We start from the raw sequence: 24,510 nt of genomic DNA, 5'->3' as shown, positions 1-24,510 counted from the left end.
TTCACTTGACCGCCCCGGCGGCCAACCCGGGCCGCCACTGCCGCTGCAACACGATGAAGGCCACGATGAGTGGGATGACCGCGAGCAGTGACCCGGTTACCACCAGCGAATTGTATTGCGGGAACTGGACTGTACGGTTGCTCCACTGGAACAGCCCCAGGCTCATCGGGAACAGGTGCTGGTCGGTCAGCATCACCAGCGGCAGGAAGAAGTTGTTCCAGATGGCCACGAATTGGAAGAGGAACACCGTCACGATCCCGGGCCGCATCATGGGCATAGCGATTCGGACGAAGGTGCGCAGTTCACTGGAGCCGTCGATGCGGGCGGCCTCGATGATCTCATCGGGAACCGAGGCCTCGGCATAGACCCGGGCCAGGTACACGCCGAACGGGTTGGTCAGCAGGGGGATGAACACGGCCCAGAAGGTGTTGACCATCCGTAGCTCCGAGGCCAGCAGGTACAGCGGCATGGCCAGAGCGGTGGTGGGGACCAGCACTCCGGTCAGGGTGAGACCGAACAGCAGCGAGCGCCCCGGAAACGGGATCTTGGCCAGCGCGTAGCCGCACGCGGCGCAGATCAGCGACCCCACTGCGGCACCGAGACCGGCGTAGAGCAGCGAGTTGCGAATCCACTCCCAGAAGATCCCGTCCTCCTCGGTGAACAAGGCCCCGATGTTGTGTCCGAGGTTCCATTCGCCGAACTCGAACGCCGAGGTGGTGGAGAAGTCCTGGGTCGATTTCGTTGCCGCAGTGGCCAACCAGACCAGCGGCAGCACGCTGTAGAGCGCACCGATGATCAAGATGGTGTGTACCGCAGTGCGCGAGGTCCAGCGTGAGCTGGTGACTGATCCCCGTGGGGTGTCGGGGATCGCGGTGGGTCGATCCTGCAGGGTGGTCATCACCGACTCCTTCGTGTCGACAGTTGCATCACCAGCGCCGAGAGCAGCGCCGACGCCAGCGCCAGGATGACCGAGGCCGCGGCAGCTCTCCCGTAATCGTTTGCCACAAAGGCGGATTCGTACACATACAGGCTGGGGGTCCAGGTGGAGGAGATGGCTCCGGTGAAGGTGCGCAGGATCAGCGGTTCGGTGAACAGCTGCATGGATCCGATGATGGTGAAGACCAGGGCCACGAATGCGGTGGGTCGGATGAGAGGGACCTTCACCTGCAGGGCCGTCCTGATCTCACCCGCTCCGTCGACGCGGGCGGCCTCCAACAGTTCCTTGGGTACCGTCTGCAATGCGGTGTAGAAGATGATCATGTTGTAGCCCATCCACTGCCACTGGGAGATGTTCACGATCGAGCCCAGGATCCCGTGACCCGAGAGCGGGTCGACCGGCGAGATGGCGTTGATCGGGCCGATACCAGGCGAATACAGGTAGGCCCAGATGAGTCCGGTGATCACGCCTGGCACCGCGTACGGCAGGAACATCGCCAACGACCACACCTGTCGAAATCGGGTGACCGCCGAGTCGAGCAGCAACGCCAGCAGCAGTGCTGATCCCATCATCAGCGGCACGTGGATCAGTGCGTAGAGGCAGACGTTGCCGACCGAGCGCAGGAAGTCGTGGTCGGTGAGCACGGTCGCGTAGTTGCCAAGGGCGACGAAGACCTGTCGAGGACCACCGAATCCCAATCCGGAGAGCCGATCGGTGAAGGCGCTCAGGTAGATCGCATAGCCCACCGGAACCAGGACGGTGCCGATCAACAGCAGGATGAAGGGTGCGGCCAACAACAGTCCCGCGAGGCTGCCGGTGCGCCGACGGCGCGTGCGCGCGGTGCGGTCCGGGGCAGGTCGAGGTCGCGCCGTGGGCGTGGTGTCCCGGGCCGGTGACACGGTGATCATGAGCGGGTCCCTTCGACGACGGCGAGACCGCGCTTGCGCATGTCTGCCACGGTGGCTGACTGGATCTGTTGCACCGCGCCCGGCAGATCGCCTGCGGTGGCGCCGATCTTGTCCACCACGGTGGAGAAGACGGCCAGTGCGTTGGGTCCCCACGTCCAGTCCGGCACCCGCTCGGCGGCGGTGTCGAGGACGTCGTACACCGGGTCGCCGATGAAGAATCCGCCCTTGTAGGCCGCGCGCGCGATGGTCCGGTTGGGGATGTAGGCCGAGAACGGGGAGGTGAAGGTGGCCCCGATCGCAGGCACTTTCGGATTGGTGGACAGCCATCGCAGGAACGTCAGTGCGGCTTGGTGATTGCGCGATTCGCGGGAAATCCCGAAGGCGGTTCCTCCCTGCACGCCGTTGGTGGGGGTGGCGCGGTCGAACACCGGCATCGGCGCCACCGCCCATCGGCCTTTGTCGTCGGGGACGGTCTTTTTGAACGTGCCCACACTCCACGCCGCCCCGAGCAGCCCCCACAACCGACCCTCGTGCATGGCCGCGCTCCACTCCTGCCCGCTGGTAGCGATGGTGCGCACCAGATCGTCGGAGATCATCTGCTGCCAGAAGCGGGCGGTGCGCATCGACCCGTCTGAGGCGATGTTCACCTGCCAGCGGGAGTCGGCCACGCGCCACCAGGGATCACCTGCGCCCCAGCACATCCCGGCGAAGAACGAGCCATCGTTGAGCGGGAACGAGGCGATGCGAGCGTCGGGTGCGGCGGTGCGCACCGCGCGGGCGGCGACACCGAACTGGTCCCAGGTGGTGGGTACCTCGATGCCGTGTTTGTCGAAGAGATCCTTGCGGTAGTAGAACGCCTGGGGTGCGAGGTCCATCGGGATGGCCCAGGTGCGACCGTCGGGCCGCACCCCGCGCCACGCGGCCGGGCTGTAACCCGACTCCAGGTCGGCCACCTCGGCGGTGATGTCGCGCAGCCCGCCACTGGTCAAGATCTGAGGCAGCCCTTGATATTCCACGTGCAGGATGTCGGGGGCGTTGTGGGCCCGGATGGCGTTGGTCTGTTGGGCGTATCCGCCCGACAGACCCGATGCGATCACCGACAGCTCCACGTGGACCTCGGTCTGCGAGGCGTTGAAGGCTGCGACGTACTTGTTCATCCCGGTCAGCCACGACCACAACGTGACCGTCCTCGCCCCGCCCGGAGCTGAGGTGGATGCACACCCCGACAGGGCGTTTCCGGCGATCAGTGCGCCGCCGATCATCGCGCCGCCCCGCAGAAAACTGCGCCGGTCCAGTCTGGGTGCGACGGGTGCCTGGTGAGTGGGATGAAGCGGCATTGCTTCTCCATTTCGTCGTTTGTTCCCGACAGCGTCGAGGGTGCGGGTAGCGTCGTCAATCGAATCGATCAGAAACGATCAGAATCGTTCAGGAGCAAAGATGTTGGCCGCCGAACGGGAAGACCTGATCCTGGCTGCGGTGCGTGAACACGGGACCGTCCGGCTGCAGGATCTGGTTGTGCGACTTGGTGTCACGGCAGTCACCGTCCGTCGAGACGTCACCCGGCTGGCCGATCGTGGACTGTTGACGCGGGTGCACGGTGGGGTGGCGTTGCCGCGCCGGCTCGATCGCCCACCCACCACCACGACGTCGCGGCCCGGGGCGCGGACCTCCCGGACGTTCATCGGGATGGTGGTGCCCTCGATGGAGTACTACTGGCCGGCTGTGGTCCGGGGCGCCCAGATGGCGGTGGCCGACAGTGGTGATCGGCTGGCACTGCGTGGCTCCAGTTACGACCCCGACGACAATCGACGACAACTCACCCGTCTGGTCGACCAGGGTGTGCAGGCGCTGCTGGCCGTTCCGACGCTGGGGTGTCGGACTTCAATCGATCTGCTGCGATGGTTGGGCACCCTGCCCATTCCGGTGGTGCTCCTCGAGCGCACTCCACCTGCCGAGTTGCCCACGCTGGCCGTGGATGCGGTGGTCACCGACCACGCGCTGGGTGCCGGGCTGGCCGTGCGGCATCTCGCCGCGTTGGGGCACCGTCGGATCGGGCTGCTCACCGCGCGGCCCAGCCCCACCACCAGCCGTGTGCGCGCGGGGTGGTCGCAGACCGTCGCTGAACTCGGTATCGACACCGGCGCAGCCGATCTCGACATTCCGCCGTACGGCGCCGCGGGCTGGCGGGAGGCCTATGACGAGGTGATCGAGACCCTGGTGCGGGGACATACGCGCGCGGTGGTGGTGCACTCGGACACCGAGGGGATCGGGATCATCGAACGCGCTCGCGATCTCGGACTGTCTGTCCCCACCGATCTCGCCGTGGTGTCCTACGACGACGAGGTGGCCTCGGCGGCCGATCCGCCGCTGACCGCGGTGCGCCCGGACAAGTTCCGGCTGGGCGCGGTGGCCGCGGAGCTGGCGTTGACCCGAGCCGCCGCGGCCACCGATCGTCCGGTGCACCGGATCACGCTGTGGCCGCAGGTGATGGTGCGTGGATCATGCGGGGCCGCAGGCGATCAGCTCTGCCCGTGATGAGGAGTCGGTGCCGGCGGCCGCGGGAGTTCGGGTGCCGCGATCAGCTGCCCAGCCGCTGACCGGTGTCGGCTGCGAAAAAGTGCAGGCGGTCTGCCTCAGGCAACACCGAGACCACGTCCCCCTTGCTGATCGCGCTGTTCTCGGGCACCCGCACCGCGATCTGGGCCTCCTCACCCGGGCCGCCGGAGGAGATGCGACCGTAGATGTAGCCGTCGGAGCCCAACTCCTCGACCACGTCGACGTTCACCTTCACCCCGTCTTCGGCCAGCCGCCAGTGCTCCGGGCGTGCTCCGACGGTGACTGCACTTCCGGTCAACCCCGCCAGCGCATCTCGCGGCACCGGCAGCGTCAAGGACCCGAACACGGCGTGATCGTCGGCGACGGTCGCCTCGAAGAAGTTCATGGCCGGGGAGCCGATGAATCCTGCGACGAAACGGTTGATCGGCCTGGCGTACAGGGCCTTCGGGGTGTCGCACTGTTGCAGCACGCCAGCCTTGAGGATCGCGACCCGATCGCCCATGGTCATCGCCTCCACCTGATCGTGGGTGACGTAGACCGTGGTGGTGCCCAGCCGCCGCTGCAGCTGGGAGATCTGGGTGCGGGTCTGTACCCGCAACTTGGCGTCGAGGTTGCTCAACGGCTCGTCCATGAGGAACACCCGGGGGTTGCGAACGATGGCTCGGCCCATGGCGACTCGCTGTCGCTGGCCACCGGAGAGCGCCTTGGGTTTGCGGTCCAGGTAGTCACCGAGGTCGAGGATCTTGGCGGCCTCGGCCACCCGCGTGGCGATCTCAGCCTTCGCCATACCGGCGATCTCCAGCGCGAAGCCCATGTTCTTGGCCACGGTCATGTGCGGGTAGAGCGCGTAGTTCTGGAACACCATCGCGATGTCACGCTCTTTCGGCGGCAGCGCGGTCACGTCGGTGCCGCCGATACGGATCCGCCCGTAATCGACGTCTTCGAGGCCGGCAAGCATGCGCAGCGACGTGGACTTGCCGCAGCCAGACGGTCCGACCAGCACCAGGAACTCGCCGTCGGCGATCTCCAGGTCCAGCGAGTCGACTGCGGGTACATCGGTGCCCGGGTACAGCTTGGTGGCCGAATCGAAACTCACTGCAGCCATTGTGTTCTCCTCAGGTTGTGAATGGGTCTGTTGTTGGGGTGTTCTACTGCAAACGGCGGGCCGGTGGGCCGGGACTGGCCACATAGACACTGGGCGTGGGGTGTTCGGCGGCAGCGAGCGTCTGAGCCACGGCAGCGGCGATGATCTCCTCGCGGTCAGCGGCACAGAGCACCAGTGCGCAGCCACCGAATCCGCCACCGATCATCCGGGCACCCCAGGCGCCCCCGTCGAGCGCGGCGGCGACGATGGCGTCGAGCGCCGAGGTGGAGACCTCGTAGTCGTCGCGCAGGGATGCGTGTGAAGCACTGAGCAATTCGCCTACCAACCGCAGGTTGTCGGTCTGCATCGCCTCGACGGCCAGCTCGACTCGGCGCATCTCCGACAGCACATGCCGCGCGCGCCGCGCCAGGCGTTCACCGCCGTCCGCGGCGAGTCGGGCGAGTGCGGCGTCGACGTCGCGCACCGAACGCAGCGACGCGACCCCCAGCCGTTCGGCGGCGGTGTCGATGTCGGCGCGGCGATCGGTGTAGGCGCTGCCGACCAGCTGATGCGGCGTGTTGGAGTCGATGAGCATCAGCGCAGCCCCCGATCTAGCCGGATCCAGCGGAATGTGCGAATGCGCAAACGTCCGGCAGTCCAGCAGCAACGCCGAGCCTGACCGGGCCAGCATCGACACCGACTGATCCATCCCGCCGGTGGACGCACCGGCGATCTCGTTCTCCGCGCGGATGGCGGCGGTCACCAACTGAAGCCGGTCTTCAGGTTCGGTGGTGGGCAACCCGGTCAACTCCGCCACCGCCAACGCCACCGAGCACTCCAGCGCCGCCGAACTCGACAGACCCGATCCGATGGGTACCGACGAGGCGATCGCGATGTCGAAACCCACTCCTGCGCTGAGCAATCCACGGGTGGCCAGCACCCAGAGCACTCCGGCCACATACGACGCCCACCCGGTGGGATGACCTGGGGCGACCTGGTCGACCGGCCCCTCCCAGCCCTGCTCTTCATGCGTCGACACACAGCGCACGACGCCGTCGGCCCGCACCGAGACCGCCGCTGCAGTCACATACGGCAGCGCGAACGGCAGCACCGTCCCGCCGGCGTAATCGATGTGTTCGCCGATCAGGTTGGCCCGTCCCGGTGCCGACCACACCCCGGTCGGGCGGTACCCGAACGCCTGCACGAACGCCTCGGTCGCAGAATTCCCCACGGCATCAGCGGCAATCGGATCGACGCGACGTGCACTGGTGACGGTCACCGTGCCACCTCCCGGAACCGATCGGCGATGCGCTCGGGTGTGGTGTCGTTGACCCACGCGCCCATCGCCGACTCCGACCCGGCCAAGAACTTCATCCGACCGGGCGAGCGCATCATCGAGAACAGTTGCAGATGCAGCCGTCCCAGGGGCCGGTCGGTACCGATGGGTGCCTGATGCCAGGCCGCGATGTAGGGCAGTGCGTCCACGCCCTCGAAGAAGCGGTCCATCCGTCCCAGGAGATCGAGATACACCACCGCCAGCTCATCGCGCTCGACATCATCGAGCTCACTGAGATCGGCCACGTCGCGGTGCGGCGCCAGATGGATCTCCACCGGCCACCGTGCCGCCGCAGGAACGTATGCACTCCAATGGATTCCGTCGATGACCAGGCGTCGCCTGGACCGGCGTTCGGCGGCCAACACGTCGGCCAGCAGCGACCTGCCGGTGCGCTCGTGATGAGCGCGGGCCTGACGGATCAGGGCCGCCCCGCGGGGCGGCAGGTAGGGGTAGGCGTAGATCTGACCGTGGGGATGGGTGAGTGTCACCCCGATCTCCTTGCCGCGGTTCTCGAACGGGAAGACCTGCGCCACCCCGGCCACGGTGGACAGTTCGGCGGTCCGGTCGGCCCACACGTCGATCACAGTGCGCACCCGCGACACCGGCAGCGAACCGAAGGCGGCCTCGGCGTCGGAGGTGAAGCACACCACCTCGCACCGTCCGGTCCCGGGAGCCAATGGCCACAACGACTCTGCATCGACCGAATCCGGTAGCTGCTGCTCGGCGGCGGTGGTGGCCAGTGCGGGGAACCGGTTCTCGAACACCACCACGTCGTAGTCGTCGGCGGGAATCTCGGTGGGTGCTTTGCCCGCTCGGGTGGGGGACAGTGGTGACTCGTCCGGCGGCGGCAGGAAAGTGCGATCCATGCGTTGGGCGGCGATCACGATCCATTCACCGGTCAACACGTCCAACCGCATCTGCGACTGCGACACCGACCGAGGCATGTCGCGGGTGTCCACGAGATCCCTGGTAGCCGAACCCGATCGGTACGGTTCAGAGTCGTCGTAGTAGATCAGCTCGCGACCGTCGGACAGGGTGGTGCGGGTCTTACGTACCCGTCCCGAGCCGATGAGCTCGACCTCGCCACGACCCGGCGTGATGGGCTGTGCGGTCATCCCGACACCACCGAGGACGTCGACGGGCGGGCCAGGATGACCTCGTCGATGTGTGCAGACAGCTCGTCGCGGGCGGCGGCACCGATGCCGACATCGGTGATCAGCACATCCACCTCACGCAGCGGGATGATGGAACTCAAGGCAGTGACTCCCCATTTGGTGTGATCGGCCAGCACCACCACACGTCGCGCCGCGCGGATCAACGCCAGGTTGGTCTGGGCCTCCATGAGATTCGGGCTGGTGAGCCCGGACTCCACGTCGAAGCCATGAGTGCCCAGGAACAGCATGTCGAGGTGCAACGAGGTGATGGTGTTGACCGCGATCGGGCCCACCAGGGCGAACGAGCGAGTGCGCTGCCCACCGGTGAGCAGCACGGTCTGATCGCTGCGGCCGTTCTCGTAGAGGGTGTCGGCGACCGGCACCGAGTTGGTGATGACGGTCAGATCGGCCACCGGCGCGAGTAGTCGGGCCAAAGCGTGGGTGGTGGTGCCCGCGGAGATGCCGATGGAGGTGCCAGGACGGACCAATTCCGCTGCGGCGACGGCGATGGCGCGTTTGGCCTCACTCTCCATCGTCGACTTGGCGGTGAAGCCTGGTTCGTGCACGCTGGCCGTGCCGGGCATGGTCACACCGCCGTGCACTCGTTCCACCAGTCCGCGCTGCGCGAGTTCGGTGATGTCACGCCGGATGGTCATGTCCGAGACACCCAGCTGGGCAACGAGATCGACGACTCGGACGGTGCCGGTGACCGACACCGCGTCGAGGATGGCCTGGTGGCGTTGGTGGGCGAGCATCAGTGGGCTTGTGTCTCGGCGATGACCGCGCAGCCACCGGCGGCCACGTGCACCTCGCCGCTCACCGCAGCGCCGGTGAGCAGGTCGGTTCCGGTGGCCGCGACCGTCGCCTTGTCCTGGGAGTGGTTGATCACGAACAGCCATGAGCCGGTGTCCGAGCGGCGCCGCACTACCTCGAGTCCCGGGGCCGCAGTGGTGGTCAGACCTGCTGCTCTGCAGACAGATTCGACGATGTCGCGCAGGGTGTCGACATCCGGGAGGGTGGCCAGGTACCAGCCTGCGCCCGACCCGACCGACCGGTGGGTGAGCACCGGGACGGATCGGGCGGCGCCGGGTGCGTCGACGACGGCCTCGGCCAGCACCTCGACATCGTCGGCGACGCTGAGCGTCTCGGTCCACAGTCGTCCAGTGCGCCGGGTGTCCTGATAGGTGAGTTCGACCTGCGTCTGCGCGTCCAGGGGGAAGAACTCCTCCACGCGCACGCCCAGCAGATCGCGGAAGGCGCCGGGATAGCCGTCGAGGTAGACGTGGTCGTCGCGATCGGCGATGCCCGAGAAGAAGGTGATCAGCACCTGGGCGCCGGCCGCAGCGGCCGCAGCGATCCGATCCGCCTGCTCGCGGTCACACAGGTACAGAGCGGGGACGATGATGACGCGGTGTCGCGACAGGTCGGCGGTGGGTCCCACGACGTCGGCGGTCAGCCCCAACGAGGTGACCGCACCGTGGAGGCGTTCGGCCATCTCCTGGTGTTGCACCAACGTCGAAGGGTGCCCGTCGATCTCACCGGTCCACTGCGATTCCCAGTCGAACAGTATGGCCACGTCGGCCTGCACCCGGCTGCCTCGAACGGCCGAGACCGCGTGCAGGATGCGGCCGAGTTCCACCACCTCGCGCCAGCGAGCCGAGTCGGGGCCCGCATGCGGGACCATCGCAGAGTGGAACTTCTCGGCGCCACTGGCGGAGGCGCGGAACTGGAAGAAACAGATCCCGTCCGCGCCACGAGCCAGGTGAGACAGGCTGTTGCGCAGCATCTCTCCGGGCGCCTTGGCCCGGTTCACCGGCTGCCAGTTGACCGCACTGGTGGAGTGCTCCATCAGCAACCACGGGTCGCCGGTACCGATCCCGCGGGTGAGGTCGGCGGAGAACGCCAACCGTTCGTGCCCGCTGCGGTCTGCGGTGTCGACGAGATAGTGGTCGGTGGACACGATGTCCTGGGTGGGTGCCCACGCCGCATAGTCCATGTCGCCCGCGGGTGAGAGCGGATTGCCCAGTCCCACCATGAAATTGGTGGTCACCGGAACGTCGGGGCACAGTCGGTGCAGGATGTCGCGCTCGGCGAGGTACTGCTCGAGTAGTCGGTCTGAGCAGAATCGTCGCCAGTCCAAGAAGTGGGTGGGGTTGGGGGCGGCGGTCGACCTCGACGGCACCACCACCTCGTCGAAGTCGCTGTAACGCTGACTCCAGAAGGCGGTGCCCCACGCGGTGTTCAGCGCATCGATGTCGGTGTACCGGGCGCGCAGCCACCTCCGGAAACCGTCCGCCGACTCCGCGGAGTAGCAGCGCGAGTTGTGGCACCCCAACTCGTTGGACACATGCCACATGGCCAACGCGGGGTGGTCGCGATAACGCAGCGCCATCGCCTCCACCAGTCGCAGTGAATACTGCCGGTACACAGCCGAACTCGGGCTCCAGGTCTGACGGCTTCCGATGGCGTATGTGGTGCCGTTGGCGTCGACGGGCCGGATCTCTGGGTGCGCAATGGCCAACCACGGCGGGGGCGAGGCGGTGGCGGTGGCCAGATCGACTCGGATGCCACCGGCGTGCAGCAGATCCATGATGCGGTCCAGCCAGCCGAAGTCCCACGCGTCGGGGCGTGGTTGCAGCAACGCCCACGAGAACACCCCGACGGTGACGAGGTTGATCCCGGCCTCGCGCATCAACTCGATGTCGGCGGGCCAGGTCTCCTCGGGCCACTGCTCGGGGTTGTAGTCCCCGCCGTAGGACAGCTGGTCGCCGGTGGGCCAGCCCGTGCGTAGGCGGTCGGTGGGTGTGGTCACCATCACAATCTGAACCACGAGCTCGCGAATGTCAACAAAAACGAACAGGAATACACGGGACTTCCCCTGGTCGCCCGCGCATTGACATCGAGTAACGCGTGTGCTTGTGTAACCCACATCACTTTCACGGCCGATCACGTCTGTTGTCGGTGGTTGAAATTGTTTGTTTAGACCAGATCGGTGGTTCCGCGACGACGCGGAGCCGGCGAACGGCGGAGGACCACGATGACACGACAATCCCCACTCGACCTGCCGATTGATCGGCGTCGTTTCCTGCGGGGGTCGCTGACCGCGGCGGGCCTGCTGGCCGCCGGCGGAGCTCTGGCCGGCTGCAGCGGCACCGACTACTCCACCACCGTCACGATCGGTTCGCGATTGTCGGACAAGAACGCCAAGGCCGGTCTCGTCGACGTGGTCAACCTGTTCACCCAGGCGTCGTCGAAGAAGGTCAGCGTCAACACCGTCGACTCGACCTCGTTCCAGGAGAACCTGAACAACTATCTGCAGGGCACGCCCGACGACGTGATCACCTGGATGTCGGGATACCGTCTGCGCTACTTCGCCGACAAGGACCTCATCGACGATGTGAGCTCGGTGTGGCGGGCCAACCCCAACAGCTTCAACGCCAGCTTCAAGGACGCCTCCACCGCTGACGACGGAAAGCAGTACCTGATCCCGTTCTTCTACTATCCGTGGGGCATCTTCTATCGCAAGAGTCTGTGGGCGGCAAAGGGTTACGAGGTTCCGACCACCTTCGACCAGTTGATCGCACTGAGCAAGAAGATGAAGGCCGACGGCATCACGCCCATCGGGTTCGGAGCACGCGACGGATGGCCGCCGTTCGGCACCTTCGACTACCTGAACCTGCGGCTCAACGGGGTGGACTTCCACCGCGACCTGTTGGCCGGGCAGTACGCGTGGACCGACAAGCGGGTCACCCCGGTGTTCGACGCGTGGCGTGAGCTGATCACCTACCAGCAGCCACAGCCGTTGGGTCGCAAGATCTCCGAGTCGCAGCAGGCCCTGTTGAACAAGGAGGTGGGCATGATGGTGGTCGGACTGTTCGTGGCGCAGAGCTTCCCCGAGGGTCCAGATCGAGAGGATCTGGACTTCTTCCCGTTCCCCGAGATGGACTCAGCCATCGGCATGGGCGCGGTGGAGGCCCCCATGGACGGGCTGATGATGCGCAAGGGTCCCCGCAACCGGGCCGGTGCCGAGGCCTTCCTGAACTTCCTCACCACCGCCGCCCCCGCCGTGGCCTACGCCCGCAAGGACCCCCAGGCGGTGCCCGCACACAAGGACGCCGATCTCACCGAATTCCCGGCGCTGGTGCAGAAGTCGGCGCAGCTGGTGGCCAAGGCCACCGCGGTCACCCAGTATCTCGACCGCGACACCCGACCCGACTTCGCTTCGATCGTGATGATCCCGGCGATGCAACAGTTCCTGGGCAACCCCCGAGACGTCAAGGGTGTCCTGCGTGACATCGAGCGGCAGAAGAAGTCGGTGTTCGGGACCTGATCCCTCAGGTCGTTCGTCTCGCCGCCGTCCCGTCCGCTGTTTCGCACCCAAGAGATCAGGTGTTCTTCCGATGACTCTCATCGCCCCACGACCCACACCGTCCCCGCAATCGCCCGCCGCAGCGCCTGAACGCCAACGGGCGCCGCGTATCCGGCGTAGCCGTCGCGAGAAGATCACCGCCGCTGTGATGCTGGGTGTCCCAGCCGCATTGGTTCTCGGGTTCATTTGGATCCCAACGGTGTTCACCGTCATCCTGTCGTTCACCCGGTGGGATGGGATCGGCGGGTTGAAGACCATCACCTGGATCGGTACCCGCAACTACACCGACGCCGTGGACGCCTACCCGCCGTTCCAGCAGGCCGTCCAGAACAACCTGCTGTGGCTGGCGTTCTTGTTCGTGTTCCCCACTGTGCTGGGCATGTTGTTGGCGGTGCTGCTCGACCGGGGGATCCGCGGCACCCGCATCTACCAGAGCATCTTCTATGTGCCGGTGGTGCTGTCCATGGCGCTCATCGGATTCATCTGGCAGCTCATCTACTCCAGCGACACCGGCGTGTTGAACACGTTGTTGGGCACCAACGTCGACTGGCTGGGCGATCCAGACGTCAACATCTGGTCGGTGATGGTGGCCGCGGCGTGGCGCCACACCGGCTACATCATGCTGCTGTACTTGGCCGGCCTCAAGAGCATCGACCCGTCGGTGCGCGAGGCCGCGGTGATGGACGGCGCCGGGCCCGTTCGCACGTTCTTCCGCGTGGTGTTCCCGTTGATGAAGCCGACCAACCTACTGGTCATGGTCATCACCGTCATCGAAGCATTGCGCGCTTTCGACCTGGTGTGGGTGATCAACCGAGGACGCAACGGGCTCGAACTCATCTCCGCGCTGGTCACCTCCAACGTGGTCGGTGAGGCCAGTCGTATCGGCTTCGGATCGGCGTTGGCCACGATGATGCTGATCATCTCGCTGGTCTTCATCGCCATCTACCTCACCATCGTGCTGCGCGGTCGAGATGACTGAGCAGCGCAGCCCCGCAACCGTTCTGGGAGAAAACCGATGACCACACTGACCGCACCCAGAAGCACGCCCCCACCCCGGGGACCACGCAATGCCTCGGCGGTGGCCAACACACGCCGATCGAGCCTGGCCGCCAAGCTCACCTACCTCGTGTTGAGCGTGCTGGCGATCCTCTGGCTGTTCCCGATGGCCTGGGCGGTGTACAACTCGTTCCGCGACAACGACTACACGCTCAAACACGGCTACCTGTCCTTCGGCGGCTACACCTTCGACAACTACGTGCAGTCGTGGACCACCGGCGACATCCCGCGGTACTTCTGGAACTCGGTGATCATCACCGTGCCTGCGGTGGTGCTCATCCTGTTCCTCGGGTCGATGGCGGCGTTCATCCTGGTGCGCTATTCGTGGAAGTTCAACATCATCATGTTGGCGGTCTTCATCGCAGGCAACCTGCTGCCGCAGCAGACTTTGCTGACCCCGTTGTTCCGGCTGTACAACGCGATCCCGTTGCCGCTGTGGATGAGTTCGTCGGGCTCGCTGTACGACAGCTACTGGGGCCTGATCCTGGTGCATGTCGCATTCCAGACCGGTTTCTGTGTGTTCGTGCTGAGCAACTACATGAAAACCGTTCCGCCCGAACTGCTCGAGGCCGCCACGGTGGACGGTGCCGGGCTGTTCCGTCAGTACTGGCAGGTGGTGCTGCCGCTGTGCCGTCCGGCGCTCGCGGCGCTGGCCACCCTGATGGTCACCTGGATCTACAACGACTTCTTCTGGGCGCTGTCGCTGATGGTGAGCGGCAAGAAATTGCCGGTGACCACGGCCCTGCAGAACCTGCAGGGCGCGTTCTTCACCAACACCAACCTGCTGGCGGCGGGATCGGTGCTGGTGGCGCTACCCACCGTGATGGTGTTCATCGGACTGCAGAAGCATTTCGTCTCCGGATTGACCATGGGCGCCAACAAGTGAGCGCCCTGCATGGGTGAGGCTGTCATGGTCACCGCCAGCCACGTGGTGCTGCGCGGCGACGACGTGTCGGTGGTGCTCGCCGTCCCCGAACAAGGTCTGCCGTACGTGCTGCACTGGGGCGCTGACCTCGGCGACCTCACCGCGGCAGACCTGACTACTCTGCAGGCCGTGTCGGTTCCCGGGGTACCGCACTCGAGCACCGATGTGCCCCGGGTGTTCTCGCTGGCGCCCGGTCCCGACGACGGCTGGCAGGGAACCCCGGCGATGGAACTGCACCGCGGGCCTCGGGTGATCTACCCGCGGTTCGCCGACGTGCAGGTGCTCGCCACCGACTGTGGTGTCGCGGTCACCGCCTCCGACGACACCGCCGGGATCGCGTTGTCGATCGAGTTGGAGATCACCGGTTCGGTTCTGCGCATGCGTATCTCGGTGACGAATTGTGTCGACGGGGATGTGTGGGTCGGTGGGGTGCGGGCGTTGATGCCGCTCCCGGACACCGCCACCGAGCTGCTGGACCTGACCGGACGGCACTGCCGAGAACGCACCCCGCAGCGACGAGAGTTTCTTCACGGCAGTGTGGTGCGGGCGTCGCGGCGCGGACGGACCGGCCACGACGCCACACTGATCATGGCCGCGGGCAGCGCCGGGTTCGGCTTTCAGACCGGCCAGGTGTGGCAGACGCATGTCGCGTTCAGTGGCGATCACCTGCACCTGGCCGAGCGATTCCCCGAGCGCGCCGGACAGGCCGCGGGGGTGATCGGTGGCGGTGAACTGTTGGCTCCCGGGGAGATCTCGTTGGCCTGCGGCGAGACGTACTCCACGCCGTGGGTGCATTTCGTCTACTCCGCGCACGGTCTCGACGGCACCGCGCAGGCCACCCACCGATGGCTGCGGGCGCGCCGCAATCACCCGCGTACACCCCGACCGGTGGTGCTGAACACCTGGGAGGGTGTGTATTTCGATCATGACCTGACCCGGCTGCGAGCGCTGGCCGACACCGCAGCACAGGTCGGTGTGGAGCGTTTCGTTCTCGATGACGGCTGGTTTCGGCATCGCCGCGACGACACCGCCGGGCTCGGCGACTGGTTCGTCGATCCCGACGTCTGGCCGCACGGGCTGGCGCCGCTGTTCGATCATGTTCGAGCACTGGGGATGTCGCCCGGGTTGTGGGTGGAACCCGAGATGGTCAACCCGGACTCCGATCTGGCGCGCGCACACCCGGAGTGGATCCTGGGCTCTCCGGGGCGAACCCCACTGCCGTGGCGGCATCAACAGGTCCTGGATCTGACTCGCCCTGAGGTGTTCGACCACCTGCTGCACCGGCTCGACGCGATCGTGAGCACCGAGCGCCCCGACTATCTCAAGTGGGACCACAACCGCGACCTGCTGGCTGCGGTGGCGCACGACGGTCGCGCCGGGGTGCATCAACACACGCTGGCGGTGTACCGACTGCTCGATGAGTTGACCGCGCGTCATCCGGGCCTGGAGATCGAGTCGTGCGCCTCCGGTGGTGGCCGCATCGATTTGGAGATGCTCGATCACACTGCGCGGGTGTGGGGTTCAGACACCAACGATCCGCTGGAGCGGCAACAGGTCAACCGGTGGACCATGCAGCTGATCCCGCCGGAGCTGCTGGGGTCGCATGTGGGTCCTGCGGTGTCGCACACGACGGGTCGGCGGGCGACGCTACGGTTCCGTTGTCTCACCGCCTTGTTCGCACACGCCGGACTGGAACTCGATGTGACCGAGCTGGATTCATCCGAGCGGGATCTGATCCGAGCGTTCACGGCCGCCTATCGGGAGCTGCGGGCCATGCTGCACACCGGGCAGGTGGTCCGGGCCGATCACCCCGACCCGAGTGTCTGGGTGCACGGGGTGGTGGCCCAGGACTCGTCGTCGGCGGTGTTCGCGGTGATCAAGATCGACACCTGTGCCGAGGACCGCAGCGATCGGGTGCGGCTGCCGGGGTTGGACGCGGATCGGCGCTACCGGGTGCGGGTCGACCCCGACCTCAGCGACCCGGGCCACGGGATTGCGGCGCCGCCCTGGGTGGGCGACGGAGTGGAACTGACCGGGTCGATGCTGGCCAATGCCGGCGTGGCCGTACCCGTGCTGTTCCCCGAGACCGGGATCCTGCTCCGCGTCGACTCCGTTTGAGCACCCACCGTTTTTCACCCCGGCAGCGGTGGCGCTCACAGCGTTCTCCCAGGTGATCACCACCAGTCGCGGCAGGCCGATGACCCAGGGTGAGGACAACGAGATCGGTGACCGACCGATCTGCTGACTCCTCCTGGAGGGACTGCCCGTGAGCATCGTCATCGATCGACCACCCACATCGCCGAGAGTGCAACCCACCCCAGCGCCTCGACCACTGGCCGACCCGGGGCGGTGGGCCGGTCGCGCCGCCCTGCCTGCGCTGCTGGTGGTGACCGCAGTGCTGTACCTGTGGAACCTCTCGATCAACGGCTACGCCAACAGTTTCTACGCTGCGGCTGCGCAAGCGGGTGGAAGCAGCTGGAAGGCATGGTTTTTCGGATCGTTGGATGCGCAGAACTTCATCACCGTCGACAAGCCGCCGGCGTCGCTGTGGGTGACCGGGCTCTCGGTGCGACTGTTCGGTATGAACAGCTGGGCGGTGCTGGCCCCGCAGGCCCTGATGGGGGTGGCCGCAGTCGGCCTGCTCTACGCCACCGTGCGTCGCAGTGTCGGTGATCCCCGACAAGGTGTGGTGGCCGGGCTGATTGCGGGCAGCGTGCTGGCCTTCACCCCGGCCGCGGCCCTGATGTTCCGGTTCAACAATCCCGACGCCCTGCTGGTGCTGCTGATGGTGGCCGCCGCCTACGCGCTGGTTCGTGCGGTGGCCGTCTCATCCTGGACGTGGCTGGCGCTGGTGGGAACGGCCTTGGGGCTGGCGTTCCTCACCAAGATGCTCCAAGGCCTGCTGGTGCTTCCGGGTTTCGGTCTCACCTACCTGCTGATGGCGAAGACCGGCTGGCTGCGCCGCTGCCTACACCTGGCGGTGGCGACGATGTCGCTGATCATCTCCGCCGGGTGGTGGGTACTGGTGGTTGCGTTGTGGCCGGCGGGATCTCGGCCCTACATCGGTGGCTCCACCGACAACACCGTGATGGACCTGGTGCTCGGTTACAACGGCCTCGGCCGCATCTTCGGCGCGTCCGCCGGCGGTGGCGGCGGGAACACGGGTGGGCAGGGTGCGGCCGGCTCGAGTTTCGGTGGTGTCACCGGACTCAACCGCCTGTTCGGCTCTGAGATGGGCTACGAGATCTCCTGGCTGCTTCCGGTGGCCCTCTTCGTCATCGCCTATGCGGTGTATCAAACAGGTGCACAACGCTTCTCGCGTCGTACCGACAGTCGGATCGGTCGGCCCGAACTCACCGGTGTGCTGATGTGGGGCGGCTGGTTGATCGTCACCGGCGTCATCTTCAGCTACATGAGCGGCACCATTCACCCGTACTACACGGTGGCCCTGGCGCCTGCGATCGGCGCTCTGGTCGGTCTGGGTGGCGTACTCGCGTGGCAGCGGCGTGATCGGCCAGACGGAGCAATCGCGTTGTCGACCATGATCATTCTGGCCGCAGGCTGGTCGTATGTGCTGCTGGATCGGGCCGAGTTCGGTCCGGCGTGGACGCACATCGCGCTGGTGGGCCTGTCGGCGGTGTCGGCGATCGCGATCGCGATCGGCAACCGGGTCGGAGCTCGGAAGCTGATCGCGGCGGCAGTGATCGTCGGCGCGATGAGCGGGTTCTCGGCCACCGCGGCGTTCGGTGTGGCCACCTCGGCCACCGCGCACAGCGGATCGATCCCGACCGCGGTGGAGACCGCCGACGGTGACAGCGGGATGGGCGGCGGCATGGGCGGACCGGGCGGTGATCGTTCCGGCGTCGCAGCACCGTCGGCAGCTGCCCCCGGTGCCGCGGCCTCGTCGGGTGCCCGGCCGACTGCGCCTGCCGGCATCGGTGGGCAGGGGACCGACTCCGCATTGGCCGCGCTGTTGAAGGCGACGACCGCGACGTGGGCGGCGGCCACCAACGGCTCACAGTCGGCCGCCGGCTACGAGATCGCCAGCGGCACATCGGTGATGGCCATCGGTGGCTGGAGTGGTGATCCCACCCCCACGCTGGCGCAGTTCATCGCGTACGTGGAGGCGGGCAAGATCGGCTACTACATCGGCGGGTCCCAGGGCGGGTCCCCGGGCGGGTCGAACTCGAGTGCCGCTGAGATCGCCGCCTGGGTGGCCGACAACTACACCGCACAGACGGTCGGCGGGCAGACCGTCTACCGCTTGACCTGACCGGAATGGCGCTGTCGGCCGACCACCACCTGACTCAGCTGAAGAAGCGACGCAGATCCGGGTACCCGGTCGTCTGCCAGGCACCGTCGACCACCAGGTTCTCGCCGCTGATGTAGGCCGCGTCCTCGGAGGCCAGGAACGCTGCGACACCTGCGATCTCCTCGGGTCGGGCCGGTCGGCCCGCGGGGATGCGGGACAGTGCCGTCTCCTCATATCCGGGGATTTTGAACAGATCGGCGGTCAGCGGGGTGGCCACCAGACCCGGAGAGATGGCGTTCACCCGGATTCCCACCTCGCCGAACTCCAGTGCCGCGTTCTTGGTGAGCATCGCGACCCCCGCTTTGGCGGTGGCGTAGGCGGCACCGCCGAACATCGGGGTGAACGAGTTGAGTGACGCCATGTTGGTGATCGACCCGGTCTTGCCCAGTTCGCCGAACGTGCGCGCCGCCGCTTGAACTCCCAGGAACGTGCCGTGCAGGTTCAACGCGATGTTGAATTTCCACGTTTCGAAGTCGAGGTCGGCGATGAGCCCTGGTTTCTGGCCGCCCGCCACGTTGAACACCGCGTCGATGGTCTCGAACCTCTCGACCGCCTCGGCAAACAGGGCCGTCACCGATGTGGGGTCGGTGACGTCGGTGCGGACACCGGCCACCGAGGGCCCGAACGTCTCGGTCGCCGACGTCGCCACGTCCGCGCTGATGTCGGCGACCACGACCGAGGCACCCTCGTCGAGTAGCCGCCGGGTGACTGCCGCTCCGATGCCCGATACGCCGCCGGTCACCACGGCCACCTTGTTCTCGAAACGTTTCACCTGGGTTCCTCTCGACATGATTTGTTGGTGGCATATCGCCGCCGGAAGTCACCGGCGCGGCCGCTCGCGAGAGTACTGATCGACCTGCCGTCGACAGGCTCGCCGACGCGGCGCGGGGCGGCGCAGGTGGGCAACCGCCGGTGAGTCCAATGTCGCTGGGCCGCAGGGCAACGCCGTCACCAGCTGTTGTCGGTCAGGTGTCACGGACCGATCACAGTTGAGACACCATCTGGGGAGAACGCTCCGATGCCGTCCCGGCGTCAGGGTTTGGGCTCTGCTCCCGACCGGGTGCCGGCCCGAACACCTGGCTAGGTTGAACCCATGGCCTTCGCACCCGCACCGCCGACCGACCGCGGCGAACAGAAGTCGAAATGTGTCTACATCGCCTCGCCGGAGGGGGACACCGGTAAGTCGACCATCGCCTTGGGCGCCCTGCACCTGCTGGCCGCCACCGGTGGTCGCGTCGGTGTCTTCCGGCCCATCTCGCGGGCCGTCGACTCAGAACGCGACTACATCCTCGACCTGCTGGTCGAACACGATTCGGCTGATCTCAGCTACGAGGAGTGCATCGGGGTCACCTACGAGCAGGTCCACGCCGATCCCGAAGGGGCGCTGGGCGAGATCGTCGACCGGTTCCACCGCGTGCAGGAACAGTGTGACTCGGTGCTGATCATCGGTTCGGACTACACCGATGTGGCCAGCCCGTCTGAACTGAGCTTCAACGCTCGGGTGGCGGCCAACCTCGGTGCCCCCATCCTGTTGGCGCTGCGCGCATCCGGTCGTAGCCCGGAATCGATGCGGGCGTTGGCCGATGTGTGTCTGTCCGAGGTGCGGTCCATGCACGCCCAGGCGGTGGCTCTGGTGGCCAACCGATGTGACCCCGCCGAACTCGACGCCATCCGGATCGCGTTGGAGGGCACCGGACTTCCCGCTTGGGCGCTACCGGAGGACCCGGTGCTGGTGGCGCCGACCATGTCAGAGCTGATGACTGCGCTCGACGGGGAGCTCTACAGCGGGGACCCCGAACTGCTCTCGCGTGAGGCGATGCGGGTGATGGTGGGCGGCATGACAGCTGAACACATCCTGGAGCGACTCACTGACGGCGTGGCCGTGATCACCCCGGCCGACCGGTCAGATGTGTTGCTGGCGTTGGTGATGGCCAATGCGGCGCAAGGCTTTCCGAAGTTGGCCGGCCTCATCCTCAACGGTGGGCTGCGACCGCATCCGATGATCGAGTCGCTGGTGGCCGGTCTCAAACCGTCGCTGCCGATCATCACCTGCGGGCACGGCACCTACGACACCGCCCGGATCGCGGCGCAGGCGCGTGGCCGGGTGGGGGTGGAGTCGGTGCGCAAGGTGGATGCCGCGCTGGCCCTGATGGAACACCACGTCGACTCCGAGTCGCTGCTGGAGAAGCTGCAGCTGCCCACCCCGTCGGTGGTCACGCCCCAGATGTTCGAATACCAGTTGATCGCACGGGCGAAGTCGGATCGTCGCCGGATCGTGTTGCCCGAGGGGGACGACGACCGGATCTTGCGTGCGGCAGGACGATTGCTGCGACGCAAGGTGGCCGAGCTGACCTTGCTGGGCAACGAGGAGGCGGTGCGCTCGCGCGCAGCCGAACTCGGGGTGGACCTCGGCGACACACAGGTCATCGACCCGGCCACCTCCGAACACCTCGACCGCTTTGCCGAGGCCTACACCGAGTTGCGCAAGCACAGGGGCATGAAATTGGCGCGCGCCCACCAGGTGATGACCGACGTCTCCTACTTCGGCACCATGATGGTGCAGGAAGGCATCGTCGACGGCATGGTCTCGGGCGCCAAACACACCACCGCACACACCATTCGGCCGGCGTTCGAGATCATCAAGACGCTGCCCGGGGTGTCGACGGTGTCGAGTGTGTTCTTCATGTGCCTGGCCGACAAGGTGCTGGCCTACGGTGACTGCGCCATCGTCCCCGACCCCTCGGCGCAACAGCTCGCCGACATCGCGATCTCCTCGGCGGCCACCGCCGAACAGTTCGGCATCACCGCGCGGGTCGCGATGCTGTCCTATTCGACCGGGGAGTCCGGGTCGGGGGTGGATGTGGACAAGGTGCGCGCCGCGACCAGCCTGGTGCGCGAACGCGCCCCGAAGGTGTTGGTGGAAGGACCGATCCAATACGACGCCGCCGTGGAGCCGTCGGTGGCCGCATCGAAGATGCCCGGCTCGCCGGTGGCCGGGCAGGCCACGGTTCTGGTGTTCCCCGACCTCAACACCGGCAACAACACCTACAAGGCGGTGCAGCGCAGTGCCGGGGCCGTGGCGGTCGGGCCGGTGCTGCAGGGTCTGCGCAAACCCATCAACGATCTCTCGCGTGGGGCGACGGTCTCTGACATCGTCAACACCGTCGCGATCACCGCCATCCAGGCGCAGGCGCTGTCGTGAGCGCCGACGGTGCGGTCCTGGTCCTCAACTCCGGATCGTCTTCACTGAAGTATCAACTGCTCCATCCTGATTCGGGTGACAAGATCGCTGTGGGGATGGTCGATCAGATCGGGTCGGTCGGCGCGAGCGCCGAGCATCAGCAGGCCGGGCGGACGTGGCGTCACGTCGGTGATCTGCCTGATCATCACGCCGCACTGACCCAGGCGTTGGCGTTTTTCACCGACGCCGGAACACATCTGGCCGACAGTGACATGCTCGCGGTGGGGCATCGGACGGTGCACGGTGGGCAGAGCTTCAGTGCACCCACCCTCGTCGACGACACCGTGATCGGTGAGATCGATCGGCTCGCCAGCCTGGCCCCGCTGCACAATCCGGTGAATCTCATGGGTATTCGGGCGATGCGGGAGCTGCTGCCGGACGTGCCCGCGGTGTGCGTGTTCGACACCGCCTTCTTCCACGACCTGCCCGCTCGTGCAGCCACCTACGCCATCGACCGCAGCGTCGCGGCCACCCATCACATCCGGCGCTACGGATTCCACGGCACCTCACATGAGTACGTCAGCGGTGCCGCGGCCGACTTCCTCGGTGTCTCGACCGGACAGATCAATCAGATCGTGCTGCACCTGGGCAACGGGGCGTCGGCCTCAGCCATCCGCGGTGGTCGTCCTGTCGACACCACGATGGGACTCACCCCGCTGGAGGGCCTGGTGATGGGAACCCGAAGCGGCGACATCGATCCCGCGATCGTGATGTACCTGCGCCGGGTGTCGGGGATGGACATCGATGACATCGACCGGATGCTCAACTCGGCCTCTGGGCTGAAGGGATTGTGTGGGGAGAACGACTTTCGGGCGATCACCGACCTGGTCGAAGCAGGCGACCCGGATGCCCGACTGGCCTACGACGTCTACATCCACCGGTTACGCCGCTACCTCGGGGCGTACCTGATCGAGCTGGGTCGGGTCGATGCCATCGTGTTCACCGCCGGTGTCGGCGAGAACGCCGCCGCTGTGCGCCGAGATGCGTTGGCCGACCTGCAGAGGTTCGGGATCGTGCTCGACGACGAACGCAACACCACCCGCATCCCAGGAGCCCGCCGCATCTCCAGCGACGACAGCGAGGTGTCGGTGCTGGTGGTGCCCACCAACGAGGAACTGGCCATCGCGCGGCAGGCGGCCGCACTGGTGCGGGCCGGTTAGTCGGGGAGTGCCCGTGGTGCGGCTCTCGGCCCGTGACGCCGCGTATCTGCTGCTCGATCGCGCCCAGCGTGACGCGCACGTCGTGTCGTGCACCGTGCTGTCCACCCCGGACGGTGTGGACGACGAGCTGCGTGGAGACCTGCTCGCCCGGCTGGCTGGTTGGGTGCGCAGCACCGACGAATTGTTTCAGGTTCCGATCCGGGTACCGGCCGATCTGGATCTGCCGGTATGGCACCGGGTCGACGCGATCGATCTCGACGCCCACATCAGCGTTCACACCGGCCTCGACACCTGGGCTGCCGCAGGTGAATTGCTGACCACCATCGCCGATCGGCCGCTCGAGGTGAATCGACCACCCTGGCGACTCGACGTGCTGGCTGACGTGACCGGTCTCCCCGGGATCGAGGGCCGGGTGAGCATCCTGGCCTTCTCCTACCATCACGCGGTGATGGACGGCCGACGGTTCCACCACCTGATGTTCGACCACGACTGGGATACCCCGCCGGCCTCGGATCCCACCGATACCCAACAGATCTCGACCGATCGTGCCCCGAGCACACCGCGGCTGGCGGTGGCCGCAGTGCTGCGTCAACCCGCCATCTGGGGCCGGTTCCTTTGGGCGGCACTGTGTGTGGCCGCCCGCATCCGTCCGGGGCGCTCCCGCCCGGTGACCGCATTGACCGGGGTGAGTCCACGACGCTCGCGCCTGGCTGGCGCCACCGAAGGGCCACGGGCGGTCGGATTCACCGTGATCTCCGCCGCCGACGTGGCCGCCATGCGGGCTCAGGTGCATGATGCGACCGCCAACGATCTGATGGTGTCGATCATCGGGCAGGCAGTGCGCAGCCACCTGGCCGCGGCCGGAGAAGGGTTGACCGGCGAGGTGTTCGCGGCCATGCCGGTGCATCTCGTTCGCCGCGGGACGGCAGATGCGCCCACGACCGCGGCTGCCGGTGGCGCGAATCCGAACCCCGACCTACGCAACCTGTTCACCACCGTGGCGGTGAACACCCGCAGTGCCATCGACGACCCACGCGTGCGGCTGGCCACCATCCACTCCGAGATCGTGCGACACAAGAACCGGGTGCGCGCCGCAGCCGGAGCGACGGGACGCGCACCCGGGCTGATCCACGCGATGCCCGCGCCGGTGCTCGCGCTGATCGGTTGCGTACTGCGCCGCCGTGGTGTGCCGCCGAGCCCGGTCGACATCGTCATCTCCAACCTCGCCGACACGTCGGTGTCGGATCAGGTTGCGGGATTGAAGGTGGTCGGCCGCTTCTCGGCCACGTCCCTGTCCAGTCCACGACTGGCGCACGTGATCTACCGGGGCAACGATCGGTTGTTCATCAGTGTGACCGCCGATTCGGTGGCGATCCCTGTCCTCGATGACTATCTGTCCCGTCTTGACGAGTCCATCGATGCCCACCGCAACTCGCTCATCGGTGACCACCCCGACTCCGACGTACCCTGAC

The 24,510-nt window shown here is 66.6% G+C and carries 18 protein-coding genes; 9 read left to right on the top strand and 9 right to left on the bottom strand.

All coding sequences use genetic code 11. The features are described 5' to 3' along the window. Position 1: 1 nt before the first annotated feature. The 3 genes from KIK15_RS09845 to KIK15_RS09835 are packed head-to-tail and all read right to left on the bottom strand — an operon-like array spanning position 2 to position 3,182. Positions 2-898: a carbohydrate ABC transporter permease gene (locus tag KIK15_RS09845; protein ID WP_214244044.1), complete on the bottom strand. Its 897-nt coding sequence runs from the start codon at positions 896-898 to the stop codon at positions 2-4. Then, a complete protein-coding gene (locus tag KIK15_RS09840) occupies positions 898-1,845 on the bottom strand; it encodes a carbohydrate ABC transporter permease (protein WP_214244043.1) in 948 nt (315 codons plus the stop codon). The genes KIK15_RS09845 and KIK15_RS09840 overlap by 1 nt, the downstream gene beginning before the upstream one ends. Continuing rightward, positions 1,842-3,182, bottom strand: a complete 1,341-nt coding sequence (locus KIK15_RS09835; protein ID WP_214244042.1) for an ABC transporter substrate-binding protein — start codon at positions 3,180-3,182, stop codon at positions 1,842-1,844. Before KIK15_RS09835 ends, KIK15_RS09840 begins: the two co-directional genes overlap by 4 nt. 100 nt (positions 3,183-3,282) lie before the next feature. Between KIK15_RS09835 and KIK15_RS09830 the strand changes: the two genes are divergently transcribed. Continuing rightward, positions 3,283-4,380, top strand: coding sequence for a substrate-binding domain-containing protein (locus KIK15_RS09830; RefSeq protein WP_214244041.1), 1,098 nt, complete (start codon positions 3,283-3,285; stop codon positions 4,378-4,380). 43 nt (positions 4,381-4,423) lie between these two features. Here the strand turns inward: KIK15_RS09830 and KIK15_RS09825 are convergent, their stop codons facing one another. Genes KIK15_RS09825 through KIK15_RS09805 form a run of 5 tightly spaced genes read right to left on the bottom strand, consistent with a single transcriptional unit; the run spans position 4,424 to position 10,787 of the window. Further along, positions 4,424-5,506 carry an ABC transporter ATP-binding protein gene (locus KIK15_RS09825; protein ID WP_214244040.1) on the bottom strand — a complete coding sequence of 361 codons (1,083 nt, stop codon included), beginning with the start codon at positions 5,504-5,506 and terminating at the stop codon, positions 4,424-4,426. Positions 5,507-5,549: 43 nt separating this feature from the next. Beyond that, complete coding sequence (gene galK / locus KIK15_RS09820) at positions 5,550-6,764, bottom strand: galactokinase (protein ID WP_307851815.1); 1,215 nt, start codon at positions 6,762-6,764, stop codon at positions 5,550-5,552. Continuing rightward, positions 6,761-7,936: a galactose-1-phosphate uridylyltransferase gene (gene galT, locus KIK15_RS09815; protein WP_214244039.1), complete on the bottom strand. Its 1,176-nt coding sequence runs from the start codon at positions 7,934-7,936 to the stop codon at positions 6,761-6,763. Before galT ends, galK begins: the two co-directional genes overlap by 4 nt. After that, positions 7,933-8,730: a DeoR/GlpR family DNA-binding transcription regulator gene (locus KIK15_RS09810; RefSeq protein ID WP_214244038.1), complete on the bottom strand. Its 798-nt coding sequence runs from the start codon at positions 8,728-8,730 to the stop codon at positions 7,933-7,935. The genes galT and KIK15_RS09810 overlap by 4 nt, the downstream gene beginning before the upstream one ends. Further along, on the bottom strand, positions 8,730-10,787 hold the full coding sequence (locus KIK15_RS09805; RefSeq protein WP_307851814.1) for a beta-galactosidase: 2,058 nt from the start codon (positions 10,785-10,787) through the stop codon (positions 8,730-8,732). Before KIK15_RS09805 ends, KIK15_RS09810 begins: the two co-directional genes overlap by 1 nt. A 225-nt stretch (positions 10,788-11,012) precedes the next feature. On the opposite strand from KIK15_RS09805, the gene KIK15_RS09800 reads away from it, so the two are divergent. The 5 genes from KIK15_RS09800 (at position 11,013) to KIK15_RS09780 (ending at position 18,598) form a co-directional block, all read left to right on the top strand. Then, positions 11,013-12,305 (top strand): ABC transporter substrate-binding protein, encoded by a 1,293-nt coding sequence (locus KIK15_RS09800; protein WP_214244036.1) that lies wholly within the window; start codon positions 11,013-11,015, stop codon positions 12,303-12,305. A 70-nt stretch (positions 12,306-12,375) separates the two neighbouring features. Next, positions 12,376-13,323: a carbohydrate ABC transporter permease gene (locus KIK15_RS09795; RefSeq protein WP_214244035.1), complete on the top strand. Its 948-nt coding sequence runs from the start codon at positions 12,376-12,378 to the stop codon at positions 13,321-13,323. Between the two features lie 36 nt (positions 13,324-13,359). Further along, a complete protein-coding gene (locus tag KIK15_RS09790; RefSeq protein ID WP_214244034.1) occupies positions 13,360-14,286 on the top strand; it encodes a carbohydrate ABC transporter permease in 927 nt (308 codons plus the stop codon). Between the two features lie 9 nt (positions 14,287-14,295). Continuing rightward, the gene (locus KIK15_RS09785) at positions 14,296-16,443 is read left to right on the top strand and encodes an alpha-galactosidase (RefSeq protein ID WP_250324429.1); all 2,148 of its coding nucleotides are present in this window, start codon (positions 14,296-14,298) and stop codon (positions 16,441-16,443) included. Positions 16,444-16,591: 148 nt separating this feature from the next. After that, entirely contained in the window at positions 16,592-18,598 is a 2,007-nt protein-coding gene (locus tag KIK15_RS09780; RefSeq protein ID WP_214244033.1) for a glycosyltransferase family 39 protein, read from the top strand. A gap of 34 nt (positions 18,599-18,632) precedes the next feature. Here the strand turns inward: KIK15_RS09780 and KIK15_RS09775 are convergent, their stop codons facing one another. Continuing rightward, a complete protein-coding gene (locus KIK15_RS09775; RefSeq protein WP_214244032.1) occupies positions 18,633-19,427 on the bottom strand; it encodes an SDR family NAD(P)-dependent oxidoreductase in 795 nt (264 codons plus the stop codon). Between the two features lie 303 nt (positions 19,428-19,730). On the opposite strand from KIK15_RS09775, the gene pta reads away from it, so the two are divergent. Genes pta through KIK15_RS18750 form a run of 3 tightly spaced genes read left to right on the top strand, consistent with a single transcriptional unit; the run spans position 19,731 to position 24,509 of the window. Then, positions 19,731-21,839 carry a phosphate acetyltransferase gene (gene pta / locus KIK15_RS09770; protein ID WP_214244031.1) on the top strand — a complete coding sequence of 703 codons (2,109 nt, stop codon included), beginning with the start codon at positions 19,731-19,733 and terminating at the stop codon, positions 21,837-21,839. After that, entirely contained in the window at positions 21,836-23,038 is a 1,203-nt protein-coding gene (locus tag KIK15_RS09765) for an acetate kinase (RefSeq protein ID WP_214244030.1), read from the top strand. The genes pta and KIK15_RS09765 overlap by 4 nt, the downstream gene beginning before the upstream one ends. 13 nt (positions 23,039-23,051) lie before the next feature. Next, complete coding sequence (locus KIK15_RS18750; protein WP_214244029.1) at positions 23,052-24,509, top strand: wax ester/triacylglycerol synthase domain-containing protein; 1,458 nt, start codon at positions 23,052-23,054, stop codon at positions 24,507-24,509. The last annotated feature ends 1 nt before the right edge of the window (position 24,510 follow it).

Origin of the sequence: Williamsia sp. CHRR-6, assembly GCF_018474015.1 — a bacterium.
Lineage (GTDB): Bacteria > Actinomycetota > Actinomycetes > Mycobacteriales > Mycobacteriaceae > Williamsia_A.
This window is presented reverse-complemented; position numbering and strand designations above follow the sequence as displayed.